This is a genomic window from Mycobacterium sp., assembly GCF_049673265.1.
GTDB lineage: Bacteria > Actinomycetota > Actinomycetes > Mycobacteriales > Mycobacteriaceae > Mycobacterium.
This window is the reverse complement of the sequence record NZ_JBATXN010000022.1, coordinates 1-12,122: the sequence shown is the minus strand read 5'-3', so window position 1 is coordinate 12,122 and position 12,122 is coordinate 1. Positions and strand designations below refer to the sequence as shown.

Genomic DNA, 12,122 nt, shown 5'->3' with positions numbered 1-12,122 from the left:
CCTGCGTACTGGCCGCGAAGCGTGGTAATCCGCTGCTGCCAGGCGAAGTTCTGGGCGCGGTCGAGCGGGACGAAGTCGGCCATGAAGTCCTGGGAGCCGCCGGCGCGGTCGCTCCACGGCCCCCCTGCGTGCACCATCGGTGGCGAGAAGGAGAACGCTGCCAGCATGACGTCCAGGTAGTGGACCACGTTTGCTTCGTGCGCCCCCGGACCGGTTTCGAGCGGGTCGTCCGTCGGTCCAGGGATCAGTCGGCGGGTGGCGGCGTCGAGCACTGCGGCCTGGTGCGCCGAGAGGAACAGGTAGGGCGGGTCGGCGGAAGCGGCCGGAAGGACCCCGGCTAGGACGGCGGCCATTGGTATCAGGGTCAGCCCGCCAAGCACCGTGCGCCGGGACACCGGCGCCGACGAGCCGGATCCCTCGGCGGCCTCGTCGCTGGCCACCGCCAGAGTATGACCTGAATAGCGGACCGCCCCGGGGAAGGACGCGTTCGGCGTGTCGGACCGCTAGCCGGTCTCGTGGTAGTGGTCTGCGGCGGTGTGCCGAATGTCCTCCGGCGGAGCGTAGATCGCCTCAACGATGTGATCGAACAGCACGCTGACAAAGGGCGCGGCCTGAGTGTGTGACACGACGAGGTCTTGTCGCAGTCGCGGCACCGCGGTGAAGTCACCGCCGGCCAGCTGGTCGAGCAACGCGATGCCGTCGGTGTACTGGTCGCGAAGGTCGGCGACCCGCACACGACGCGCGGAGGTCTGGGCGTCGAACCGCGACAGCAAACCGTCTACGTAGGCGACTAGCTGCGTCCCCGGAAGTAAGTGGTCGGCGACGGCGTCGAGTACCGCGGCTTGATGCGGTGAGAGGAAGCGGTACGCCGCGGCCATCTGGCGCCGGGATACCGGTGCCGAGGAGCCGGCTGAACGGGCAGCCTCGTTGCTGGCCACGAGCTGAGTATGCCGCCGTTATGTGGCTGACCTGGGGATGCTCGAATCGCGGCGTGTCGGAGATGCGCCGCTTCGGGTTCGCGGCCGTTCGGCTACTTGTTCAAGAAGCCGGCATCGACTGGCAACGTCACACCGGTGATATAGCGCGCTTGGTCCGACACCAGCCATGCCACCGCGTTGGCGATGTCTTCGGCTTGCAGGACTTCCACCGGCATGGCATTGCCCATGGCTCCCGGCGTGTCCGTCGCAGCAGCCATCTTGGCCAACCATTCGCGGGTGAACTCGTTGTTGATCATCGGGGTTTCGACGCCGGAAGGATGGATCGAATTCACCCGAATGCTTTGGCTTGCAAGCAGATTCGCGTAGACCCGCATCAACCCGACCACGCCATGCTTGGCGGCCGCATAGCCGACCGAACCGGCGTCCGGGCTGCCGACGCCGGCCAGACCGGCCGCCGAGCTGATCAGCACGATCGATCCGCCGGTGTCCTGCTTGACCATCGTCGGTATCGCGACCTTGATGGTGTTGTAGACGCCGGTGAGGTTGACGGCAATGACGTCGTGCCAGCCGTCGTCACCGGACTGCATCGGAGCAATCCCGGCGTTGGCGACGACGATGTCGAGGCGGCCGAACTCGTCCAGGCCTGCTTGCAGGGCGGAAGACAGCGATGTCCGGTCGCGGACGTCGCCCTGTTTGGCCACGATGCGCGAGCCTGTGTCTTCGACGAGCTTGACCGTGGCGGTCAGATCATCGGGGGTGGCCAGTGGATACCGAACGCTGGCGATCTGGCCGCACAGGTCGACGGCGATGATGTTCGCGCCGTCGGCGGCCAGCCGCACGGCATGCGCTCGTCCCTGGCCGCGCGCCGCGCCGGTAATGAAGGCGACCTTCCCTTCGAGCGGTCGCACCATTAGGGACGCAACTGTCCTTTGCCGGGATCGCCTGCCGGGACGGGCTGCAGCATTTTGATATCCGGGGCTCCGGCCAGATGCTCGCCGGCGGCGCTGAACATCTTGCCGATTGCCGGCGCAGTGCTGTGGGTCTTGAGCGCCTCTTCGTCGGCCCACTGCTCGACGAACACGAAGGTGTCGCCGGATTCGTGCAGGGAGTACAGCTGACAACCGGGCTCGTCGTGCACGTCTTTTACCGCGTCGGTGAGGATCTCGCGGACCGCGTCGACCGATTCGGGTTTGACGGTCATGGTGGCGACAACGACGACGGGCATGCGGGCCTCCTGGGAGCTCTGGGGTGACGGCTGTCACCCTATACAGCTGGTTTCGTGACCAAGCCGCGACATCGCTTTAACCAGTGTGGCGGATGGTGCAGATGATGCAATTGCGATTAGGCTTGCGGGCATGGCTAGCAAGACTGTCGCCCGATCCGGCGCCCGAACGACCAGGTCAAAGGCGGCCTCGCGAGGCGGCTCGCGGTCGGCTCAGGCCCGGCGCAAGCCGGTCAAGGCCCCGCGCAGGCCAGCCCGGCGCCGCAACCGCTCGTTGGTGACCAGCGCAGGGCTAACCTGCGGGCGGGCGGTGCGTGCGACATGGCTGATGGTGGCCAAGGGGACCGGAACAACGGCGCGGTCGGTCGGCCGCGCCCGCGACATCGACCCCGGGCATCGCCGTGACGGGATTGCCCTGGCCCTGTTGGGACTTGCCGTCGTCGTCGCTGCAAGCTCTTGGTTCGACGCCGCCCGTCCCGTCGGCGCATGGGTCGACTCGGTGCTGCGGATCTTTATCGGCTCGGCGGTCGTGGTGCTGCCGGTGGTCACTGCCGCGATCGCGGTGCTGTTGATGCGGACCGAGCCCAATCCGGATGCGCGGCCGCGACTCGTTCTGGGCGCGATGATGGTCGCGCTGCCGGTGCTGGGGCTTTGGCATCTGTGGGCCGGCTCCCCGGACAGCCCTGTCGGGCGCGCCCACGCGGCAGGATTTATCGGGTTCGCGATCGGGGGACCGCTCTCGGAGGGGTTGACCCCATGGATCTGTGCGCCGCTGTTGTTCATCGGCGCGTTGTTCGGCGTGCTGCTGTTGACCGGCACCACGATCCGCGAGGTGCCGGAGACGCTGCGGTCCATGTTCGGCACCCGGATGTTCGATTACCTCGAGTCCGAGGGTGAGGCGTATGACGATCAAATCGCGGAAAGTGGTGTGGGCGAAGACTTTTCAGACGGCTACTACGACGACCCGTCGTCCTATCGTGACGGCGAAGCAAAGGCGTGGCCCTCGAGCGCTCCTGTCGCCGCGGATGACACCCCGACAGTGCCCGAGCCCGCCGTGTCGCGGCGCCGTCGTGGCGGCAAAACCACAGGCAGGCAAGACACTCCTGCGCTCGACCGGGTTGTCGAGGGGCCCTACACGCTGCCGTCGTTGAGCCTGCTGGTGGCTGGTGATCCACCCAAAAGACGCACCGCCGCCAACGACCAGATGTCCGATGCCATCACTTCGGTATTGGAGCAGTTCAAGGTCGACGCCGCAGTCACCGGCTGCACCCGCGGCCCGACGGTCACCCGCTACGAGGTGGAGCTGGGGCCGGGTGTGAAAGTGGAGAAAATCACTGCGCTGCAACGTAATATCGCCTACGCGGTGGCCACCGAGAGCGTGCGGATGCTGGCCCCGATCCCCGGCAAGTCCGCCGTCGGAATCGAGGTGCCCAATACCGACCGGGAAATGGTGCGGCTGGCCGATGTGCTCACCGCACCATCGACCCGCCGCGACCATCACCCACTGGTGATAGGGCTGGGCAAGGACATCGAAGGTGACTTCATCTCCGCCAACCTGGCCAAGATGCCGCACCTGCTGGTCGCCGGCTCCACCGGATCCGGCAAATCCAGCTTCGTCAACTCGATGCTGGTGTCGCTGTTAGCCCGGGCCACCCCCGAAGAGGTCAGGATGATCCTGATCGATCCGAAGATGGTGGAACTGACGCCGTATGAAGGCATTCCACATCTGATCACGCCGATCATCACCCAGCCGAAGAAGGCGGCTGCCGCGCTGGCCTGGCTGGTGGAGGAGATGGAGCAGCGCTACCAGGACATGCAGGCGTCGCGGGTGCGCCACATCGACGATTTCAACGCCAAGGTGCGCTCCGGCGAGATCACCACGCCGCTGGGCAGCCAGCGCGAGTATCGGCCCTACCCGTATGTGGTGGCGATCGTTGACGAGTTGGCCGACCTGATGATGACCTCACCGCGGGACGTTGAGGACGCGATCGTGCGGATCACCCAGAAGGCTCGTGCCGCGGGCATCCACCTGGTGCTGGCCACCCAGCGCCCGTCGGTCGACGTGGTCACCGGGCTGATCAAGACCAATGTGCCCGCCCGGCTGTCGTTCGCGACGTCGTCGCTCACCGACAGCAGGGTGATCCTGGACCAGGCCGGCGCGGAGAAGCTGATCGGCATGGGCGACGGCCTGTTCTTGCCGATGGGTGCCAGCAAGCCGATTCGCCTGCAGGGGGCGTTCATCACCGACGAGGAGATCCACGCCGTCGTCAGCGCCTGCAAAGAACAGGCCGAACCGCAGTACACCGACGGTGTCACCACCGCCAAGCCCACCGCGGAACGCACCGACGTCGACCCCGACATCGGCGACGACATGGACGTCTTCCTGCAAGCCGTCGAGCTGGTGGTGTCCAGCCAGTTCGGTTCCACGTCGATGTTGCAGCGCAAGCTTCGAGTCGGATTCGCCAAAGCCGGCCGGTTGATGGACCTGATGGAAACCCGCGGAATCGTCGGCCCCAGCGAAGGGTCGAAAGCCCGCGATGTGTTGGTCAAGCCCGACGAGCTGGCCGCCACTTTGATGTCCATCCGCGGTGATGCCGGCGCCGACAGTTGCGGCGAGCAGACGTAAAGGCCCCTAATTCCTCGGCCTGTCGGGGACATTTGCGTCTGTTCGCGAGGACAAAACCAACAGCATCCGCGAGTTGCCGAGAATGTTGGGCTTGACGTAGCTGAGATCCAGAAACTCGGCGACACCGATGTCGTAAGAGCGGCACATCTCCTCGAACACTTCGGCGGTTACCGGCGTCCCCTCGATTTCAGTGAACCCGTGCTTGCCGAAGAACTCGGTCTCGAAGGTCAACACGAATAACCGCTGCAGCTGCAGTTCCCGGGCGACGTCGAGGAGCTTGTCGACGATGGCGTGGCCGATGCCCTTTCCGGTCAACTCGGGCGCGACGGCCACGGTGCGCACCTCGCCCAGATCGGACCACAGCACATGCAACGCGCCGCAGCCGACCACCTCCTTTTCTTCCAAGCCCTCCTGTTCAGCTACCCAGAACTCCTGGACCGCTTCATACAGCGTCACCAGGTTCTTTTCCAGCAGGATCTTGCCCGCATAGGTGTCGACGAGACGTTTGATGGCCGGTACGTCGGAGGTTCGCGCGCGCCTAATCACCGGCCGGATGGCCGCTGGATCGCTTGCTGCGCTCACGGGTGCACAGTATCGGTTTCGGCTTCTCGGCTGGGCAACCGATATTCTGATGCCGTGTCGGGGCAGCCTCAAACCGGTCCAGTGGTCCCGCGCGTTCGCGTCACCAACCTCGCCAACATGCTGACGCTGCTCCGGCTGGTGCTGGTCCCGGTATTCCTGCTGGTGCTGTTCGCCGGGAATGGTCATGAAACCGTCAGCCGCATAGCCGCTTTCGTGGTTTTCGCCGTCGCCGTCATCACCGATCGCTTCGACGGCGCGCTGGCACGCAACTACGGCATGGTCACCGAGTTCGGCACCATGGCTGATCCGATCGCGGACAAAACGCTGATCGGCGCGGCGTTGATCGGCCTGTCGATGCTCGGCGATCTGCCGTGGTGGGTGACAGTGGTGATCCTGGCGCGCGAGGTCGGGATCACCGTGCTGCGGTTTGTCGTGCTGCGCCGCGGCGTCATCCCGGCCAGTCGCGGCGGCAAACTCAAAACCCTCGTGCAGGCCGTCGCGATCGGATTGTTCATCCTGCCGCTGTCGGGATCGTGGGTGGTGGTCGCGTCGGTAGTGATGGGGGCCGCGATCCTGCTGACCGTGGTCACCGGCGTGGATTACGTCGTGTCGGCCGCAAGGGATGTCCGTGAACGACCCGCTACTGACTGAGGATGCCCGCGGATTGGTGGCGGATCTGACAGTCCGCAACCAAAGCGTCGCCACCGCCGAGTCGCTGACGGCCGGGTTGCTCGCCGCCACCATCGCGGGAGTGGCCGGCGCCAGCGAAGTGCTGCGCGGCGGCCTGATCACCTACACCGAACGCACCAAGGTGCTGCTAGCCGGTGTCGCGCCGCAGATTCTCGACGAAGTCGGCCCGGTGGCCGCCCCGACCGCCCGGGCGCTGGCCGTCGGCGCGCAGCAACGATGCGACGCCACCTGGGGCATCGGTTTGACCGGCGTGGCCGGACCTGAGCCGCATGGCGGACACCAGGTGGGCACGGTGTTCATGGGCCTGGCCGGGCCGATCGACACTGAGGTGATCAAGCTGCAGCTCAGCGGGACGCGCTGGGACATCCGCATCTCGGCGGTCCGCGAGTCGATCAGCAGGCTGCGCGCACTGGTGGCCGCGGCGTGAACCAGCCGCGCAATTAGATCGGGAACCAATCGGCGCGCGGCGCACGTTGACCTGTTGAACTGCTGACCGGACAAAGGAGAGCGCGATGCCGTCATTACTGCGCGAGGTCCTCGGTGACGTGCTGCGTCGCGCCCGAACCAAACAACGCCGGACTCTGCGTGAGGTGTCGGACACTGCCCGCGTCAGCCTGGGGTACCTCTCCGAGGTCGAGCGTGGCCGCAAAGAGGCATCCAGCGAGCTGCTCAGCGCGATCTGCGACGCGCTGGATGTGCCGTTGTCTCAGCTGCTCGTCGAGGCCGGTGAGCAACTGGCACGCCTGGAGCAGCTGACGGTTTCGCCGGCCAGCGCGGCCAATATCGACGCCAGCACCAAGGTCGTCATCCCGCCCGTCGTCGCGCTGGCCCTATCAGCCTCTGCCTAACGCGCAGCAAGGGTGTGGCAATCCGCGCGGAACCGATAAATTGAGGCTGAGTGGCAGACACCTACACACCGAAGGCGGAGCTAATCCATGGCCAATCCGTTCGTCAAAGCGTGGAAATACGTCATGGCGTTGTTCAACGCGAAGATCGACGAACACGCCGACCCCAAAGTGCAGATCCAGCAGGCCATCGAGGAAGCGCAGCGTCAGCACCAAGCGCTGACCCAGCAAGCCGCGCAAGTGATCGGCAACCAGCGCCAACTCGAGATGCGGCTCAACCGCCAACTTGCCGATATTGAAAAGCTTCAGGTCAACGTCCGGCAGGCGGTGACATTGGCTGATCAGGCCACCGCCGGTGGAGACACCGCCAAAGCGACCGAGTACAACAACGCCGCCGAGGCTTTCGCAGCTCAGCTGGTGACCGCCGAGCAGAGCGTCGAAGACCTCAAGGGATTACACGACCAGGCGCTTGCCGCCGCCGCTCAGGCCAAGAAGGCCGTCGAGCAAAACGCGATGGTGCTTCAGCAGAAGATCGCCGAGCGCACCAAGCTGCTGAGCCAGCTCGAGCAGGCCAAGATGCAGGAGCAGGTCAGCGCATCGCTTCGGTCGATGAGCGAGATCGCCGCTCCGGGCAACACGCCGAGCCTCGACGAGGTGCGCGACAAGATCGAACGCCGCTACGCCAACGCGCTCGGGTCCGCCGAACTGGCACAGAACTCTGTTCAGGGCCGCATGCTCGAGGTCGAGCACGCCAGTGTGGAGATGGCCGGCCACTCGCGGTTGGAGCAGATCCGCGCTTCGATGCGCGGCGAGGCATTGCCGGCCGGCGGGCAGGCAGGCGACCGCACGGCTGCCCCGGGCACTCCGGCGGCTGCTCCTCAGTCCGCCCCGACCGAAAAACCCATCGGTCAGCAGTAGACGGGCGGAGCGAAATGGCGGTGCAGTCCAGTCGCGGCGCGGTATGGCGGACGTTGCTGTTGCGCTGGCTCGACACGGCCAGCGACGTTTCCGAGTTGGTGGCGCAGAAGATCAGCGCCGCCACCGATCCGCGGGCACGACTGCTGCGCCAGCGCCGGCGTGCGCTGCGGTGGGGGTTGATATTCGCCACCGGAACGGTGTTCTGGGGTGTGGTGACGGCGATCCTGGCGGCGTGGGGCTGGTTCGCGCTGCTGCTGGAGATCACCGGCGGGGTCGCGGTCGCGCAAGCGATGATCGCGACGCTACTGCTGATTCGCTACCGCTGGCTGCGGGCCGAGCCGCTACCCGCGCAGCGGCCGACCAGCGGCCGACGCCTGCCACCGCCGAGTTCGGCCGCGCGCCCGGCGATGTACGCGCTGGGAGCCTCCGAACGCGGCTTCTTCTCACTCGTCGGCGTCATGGAGCGAGGAAACATGCTGCCCGCCACCGAGATTCGTGACCTGACCGAGGCCGCGACAAAGAGCTCGGCCGCCATGGCGGCCACCGCCGCCGAGGTGGTGTCGATGGAGCGTACAGCCAACGGCACTCCGCAGTCACGGTCATACCTGGCTCCGACTATCAACGCGTTCACTGCCCAGTTGAGTGCGGGAGTACGCCAATACAACGAAATGGTCACCGCCGCAGCGCAATTGGTTTCCTCGGCAAATGCAGACCGCGGCGCCGCGCTGGTGGCCTCGCGGCAGCGCTACCGCGACGAGTTGACCGGCGCGACCGATCGTCTGGTCGGTTGGGCGCAGGCGTTCGACGAACTCGGAGGGCTACCGCGAATCTAAACGTCGTGGCCGCGGAACGAGTCTGAGTCAGGCCTGGGGCCGTAGCGTTCGATGTAGGCCTGGTGGATGTGGGCATCACGCTGACGACGACGTGCGTCGACCAGATCTGGATCGAGGTTGTGCACCTGCAGCATGTGACGGCGCCACACCTTGTTGAGCGCGTGCGAGAAATACACGAACGGGATCAAAATCGGCAGCGTCATGCTCAGGTGGACATCCCACGTCGTCGGGATGAGCCAGAATGGCGCGAGCACCAATACCGCCGGAACGGCGACCCTTCGCATCATCCGGCCCGTCGCACCCTTGCCGGCCAGATCGTTGCGCACCCAGTCCCGCATCGAGTCGGGCAACCGCCCGCCGCAGCAATAGCGGATGAACTGCAGCGCGTTCGGCCGCGTGCGCACCGTGTTGTCGCTCATCGAACTGTTCTAGAACGACGCCCGCAGCGACGGCACGACCAACCCGGCCAGGCCTCGTAGCGTCGCCTTGAACATGTCGAAAAAGTCGAAGTAGTCGCGCCACAGCGTGATCCGTCCGCCGTGGACCTCGAACACACCGCATACCCAGAACTGCAGCCGCAGCGGGCCGAAGATCAACGCGTCGGTGCGTTCGGTGAGCACAGCGGCACCGTCGGCCGCGATGCGGTGGATCTTCACCTCGAACGCGCTGGCGCCACCCAACGAACTAAACAGCTTCATTGCCCTATTGCGCCCGTAAATCGTTGGCAACCCGACGTTCTGGTACACCAGGTCCTCTGCCAACGCGGCGCCGGCGGTTTCGAGGTCCGCGTCCTGCAGTGCATGCAGAAACACCTCGACAGCGCGGGTGTTCTCGAGAGTCTGCTCGGTCATGATCACCACCCTAGGCTCCTGTGGCAGGGTAGGGCGATGCGCGTCGCCGTGGTCGCTGGACCAGACCCGGGACACTCGTTTCCGGCCATCGCGCTGTGTCGGCGTTTCTCGGCGGCCGGCGACAAGCCGACCCTGCTCACCGGCACCGAATGGCTCGAGACTGCCCGCGCCGCCGGCGTCGACTCCGTCGAACTCGCCGGGCTCGACCCCACCACCGAGGACGACGACCGTGACGCCGGCGCCAAGATCCACCAGCGCGCCGCGCGGATGGCCGTGCTCAATCTTGGCCAGCTACGGGAGCTGGCGCCGGACCTCGTGGTGTCGGATGTCATCACGGCGTGCGGCGGGATGTCCGCCGAGTTGCTGGGCATCCCGTGGATCGAACTGAACCCGCATCCGCTGTACCTGCCGTCGAAGGGGCTGCCGCCACTAGGTAGCGGGCTCGCGCCCGGCACCGGTATCACGGGCCGGCTGCGGGACACCGCGATGCGGGCGATGACCGCGCGCTCCTGGCGTGCGGGTATCCGCCAGCGGGCGGAGGTCCGCGTCGGCATCGGCCTGCCAGCTATCGATCCCGGGCCGCTGCGGCGGCTGATCGCCACGCTGCCCGCCCTGGAGGTCCCGCGTCCGGACTGGCCGGCCGAAGCCATCCTGGTGGGTCCGCTGCACTTCGAGCCGACCGAGCAACTGCTGCCGATCCCGCCCGGTGCCGGGCCGGTCGTAGTGGTCGCGCCGTCCACGGCGCTGACCGGGACGCAGGGGATGGCGCAGACCGCCCTGGACAGCCTGGTACCCGGTACCGGTTTACCTGCCGGTGCACGAGTGGTGGTGTCGCGGCTGAACGGTCCGGATCTGACGGTGCCGCCGTGGGCGGTGGCCGGGCTGGGACGCCAAGACGAATTGCTGGCGCAGGCCGATCTGGCCATCTGCGGCGGCGGGCACGGCATGGTGGCCAAGACTCTGCTGGCCGGTGTGCCGCTGGTGATGATTCCCGGTGGAGGGGATCAGTGGGAGATCGCCAACCGGGTGGTGCGCCAGGGCAGCGGGCAACTGGTTCGGCCGTTGACCGCCGAGGCACTGACTAGAGCTGTGAACGAGGTGCTCTCGACGCCGAACTACCGCCAAGCTGCCCAGCGTGCCGCGGCCAGCGTCACCGACGTCGCCGATCCGGTGTGGGTGTGCCACGATGCGCTTGCCCCCGCTGGGTAGGTTCGCATGTGTGCGGCTAACGGAGTTTCACGAACGGGTCACGTTGCGGTTCGGCGCCACCTACGGCGTCTCGGTGCTGACCGATCACGTGCTGACCGGGTTCGACGGCCGCACCGGTGCGCAGGCGATCGAGGACGGCGTGGACCCGCGGGACGTGTGGCGGGCACTCTGCGTCGACTTCGACGTCCCCCGCGAGCAGTGGTGAATCTTTGGGCCTACATTCGCCGAAATTGCGCTGAGGGGCGTGGTCGGGGCGTCAAGCACAGCCATCAACGCAATCTCGATGAGAGACGGCGCGTCTTCTTGCTTTCGAACACCTGTTCGCTACTGTGGTGATTGTTCGACAGACGCGGACTTGTCGGTGGGCTGCTTTAACGTCGCGGCCAACTGACCAATACCGGTCAATCGACACCGACTACACCGAGAGGTAGCACCATGACGCAAGCCCCTGACCGCGAGAAGGCACTCGACCTGGCGATGGCCCAGATCGAGAAGAGTTACGGCAAAGGATCGGTGATGCGCCTCGGCGACGAGGTGCGCCAGCCGATCTCGGTCATCCCGACGGGGTCGATCGCACTCGACGTCGCTTTGGGCATCGGCGGCCTGCCGCGCGGCCGGGTCGTGGAGATCTACGGCCCGGAATCCTCGGGTAAGACCACCGTCGCACTGCACGCGGTGGCCAACGCCCAGGCCGCCGGCGGCATCGCGGCGTTCATCGACGCCGAGCACGCGCTGGATCCCGACTACGCCCAGAAGTTGGGCGTGGACACCGATTCGTTGCTGGTCAGCCAGCCCGACACCGGCGAGCAGGCGCTGGAGATCGCCGACATGCTGATCCGTTCGGGCGCGCTGGACATCCTGGTCATCGACTCGGTGGCCGCACTGGTGCCGCGGGCGGAGATCGAAGGCGAGATGGGCGACAGCCATGTCGGACTGCAGGCCCGGCTGATGAGCCAGGCGCTGCGGAAAATGACTGGCGCGCTGAATAATTCGGGTACGACGGCGATCTTCATCAACCAGCTGCGTGAGAAGATCGGGGTGATGTTCGGTTCGCCCGAAACGACAACGGGCGGTAAGGCTTTGAAGTTCTACTCCTCGGTGCGCTTGGATGTGCGGCGGATCGAAACGCTCAAGGACGGCACCGATGCGGTAGGTAACCGCACCCGGGTCAAGGTCGTCAAGAACAAGGTGTCGCCGCCGTTCAAGCAGGCCGAGTTCGACATCCTCTACGGCAAGGGCATCAGCAGGGAAGGCTCGCTGATCGACATGGGCGTGGATCAGGGCTTCATCCGCAAGTCCGGTTCGTGGTTCACCTACGAGGGCGAGCAGCTGGGTCAGGGCAAGGAGAATGCCCGCACCTTCCTGATGGAGAACGCCGACGTGGCCAACGAGATCGAGAAGAAGATCA

The 12,122-nt window shown here is 66.1% G+C and carries 16 protein-coding genes; 9 read left to right on the top strand and 7 right to left on the bottom strand.

Annotation, left to right across the window (positions count from 1 at the left end):
- From WBF82_RS00690 to WBF82_RS00675, 4 genes are all read right to left on the bottom strand, one after another.
- A partial coding sequence (locus tag WBF82_RS00690; protein WP_424381188.1) for a gluconate 2-dehydrogenase subunit 3 family protein occupies nucleotides 1–440 on the bottom strand: 440 nt, incomplete at its 3' end.
- 63 nt (nucleotides 441–503) lie between these two features.
- Entirely contained in the window at nucleotides 504–938 is a 435-nt protein-coding gene (locus WBF82_RS00685) for a hypothetical protein (protein WP_424381187.1), read from the bottom strand.
- A gap of 92 nt (nucleotides 939–1,030) precedes the next feature.
- Entirely contained in the window at nucleotides 1,031–1,849 is an 819-nt protein-coding gene (locus tag WBF82_RS00680; RefSeq protein ID WP_424381186.1) for a mycofactocin-coupled SDR family oxidoreductase, read from the bottom strand.
- Nucleotides 1,849–2,163, bottom strand: a complete 315-nt coding sequence (locus tag WBF82_RS00675; RefSeq protein WP_424381185.1) for a putative quinol monooxygenase — start codon at nucleotides 2,161–2,163, stop codon at nucleotides 1,849–1,851. The genes WBF82_RS00680 and WBF82_RS00675 overlap by 1 nt, the downstream gene beginning before the upstream one ends.
- 130 nt (nucleotides 2,164–2,293) lie before the next feature.
- On the opposite strand from WBF82_RS00675, the gene WBF82_RS00670 reads away from it, so the two are divergent.
- Entirely contained in the window at nucleotides 2,294–4,786 is a 2,493-nt protein-coding gene (locus tag WBF82_RS00670; protein ID WP_424381184.1) for a DNA translocase FtsK 4TM domain-containing protein, read from the top strand.
- A 6-nt stretch (nucleotides 4,787–4,792) separates the two neighbouring features.
- Here WBF82_RS00670 and WBF82_RS00665 read toward each other — a convergent pair whose 3' ends face one another.
- A complete protein-coding gene (locus WBF82_RS00665; RefSeq protein WP_424381183.1) occupies nucleotides 4,793–5,368 on the bottom strand; it encodes an amino-acid N-acetyltransferase in 576 nt (191 codons plus the stop codon).
- Between the two features lie 54 nt (nucleotides 5,369–5,422).
- On the opposite strand from WBF82_RS00665, the gene pgsA reads away from it, so the two are divergent.
- The 5 genes from pgsA (at nucleotide 5,423) to pspM (ending at nucleotide 8,654) form a co-directional block, all read left to right on the top strand.
- Nucleotides 5,423–6,019, top strand: a complete 597-nt coding sequence (gene pgsA / locus WBF82_RS00660) for a CDP-diacylglycerol--glycerol-3-phosphate 3-phosphatidyltransferase (RefSeq protein WP_424381182.1) — start codon at nucleotides 5,423–5,425, stop codon at nucleotides 6,017–6,019.
- A complete protein-coding gene (locus WBF82_RS00655) occupies nucleotides 5,997–6,485 on the top strand; it encodes a CinA family protein (RefSeq protein WP_424381181.1) in 489 nt (162 codons plus the stop codon). The genes pgsA and WBF82_RS00655 overlap by 23 nt, the downstream gene beginning before the upstream one ends.
- Nucleotides 6,486–6,570: 85 nt before the next feature.
- Nucleotides 6,571–6,906: a transcriptional regulator ClgR gene (gene clgR / locus WBF82_RS00650; protein ID WP_424381180.1), complete on the top strand. Its 336-nt coding sequence runs from the start codon at nucleotides 6,571–6,573 to the stop codon at nucleotides 6,904–6,906.
- Nucleotides 6,907–6,993: 87 nt separating this feature from the next.
- A complete protein-coding gene (gene pspA, locus WBF82_RS00645; RefSeq protein WP_424381179.1) occupies nucleotides 6,994–7,821 on the top strand; it encodes a phage shock protein PspA in 828 nt (275 codons plus the stop codon).
- Between the two features lie 14 nt (nucleotides 7,822–7,835).
- Complete coding sequence (gene pspM, locus WBF82_RS00640) at nucleotides 7,836–8,654, top strand: phage shock envelope stress response protein PspM (RefSeq protein WP_424381178.1); 819 nt, start codon at nucleotides 7,836–7,838, stop codon at nucleotides 8,652–8,654.
- On the opposite strand, the gene WBF82_RS00635 is transcribed toward pspM, so the two are convergent.
- Complete coding sequence (locus WBF82_RS00635; protein WP_424381177.1) at nucleotides 8,651–9,073, bottom strand: DUF5313 domain-containing protein; 423 nt, start codon at nucleotides 9,071–9,073, stop codon at nucleotides 8,651–8,653. The genes pspM and WBF82_RS00635 overlap by 4 nt on opposite strands.
- A 9-nt stretch (nucleotides 9,074–9,082) precedes the next feature.
- Nucleotides 9,083–9,505 carry a limonene-1,2-epoxide hydrolase family protein gene (locus WBF82_RS00630; RefSeq protein WP_424381176.1) on the bottom strand — a complete coding sequence of 141 codons (423 nt, stop codon included), beginning with the start codon at nucleotides 9,503–9,505 and terminating at the stop codon, nucleotides 9,083–9,085.
- A gap of 36 nt (nucleotides 9,506–9,541) precedes the next feature.
- Here WBF82_RS00630 and WBF82_RS00625 point away from each other — a divergent pair, with 36 nt between their 5' ends.
- The 3 genes from WBF82_RS00625 to recA form a co-directional block, all read left to right on the top strand.
- Entirely contained in the window at nucleotides 9,542–10,714 is a 1,173-nt protein-coding gene (locus WBF82_RS00625) for a glycosyltransferase (RefSeq protein WP_424381175.1), read from the top strand.
- Nucleotides 10,715–10,724: 10 nt separating this feature from the next.
- Nucleotides 10,725–10,919: a DUF3046 domain-containing protein gene (locus tag WBF82_RS00620; RefSeq protein ID WP_424381174.1), complete on the top strand. Its 195-nt coding sequence runs from the start codon at nucleotides 10,725–10,727 to the stop codon at nucleotides 10,917–10,919.
- A gap of 230 nt (nucleotides 10,920–11,149) precedes the next feature.
- Nucleotides 11,150–12,122: recombinase RecA (gene recA, locus WBF82_RS00615; protein ID WP_424381173.1), on the top strand; the 973-nt coding region annotated here is incomplete at its 3' end.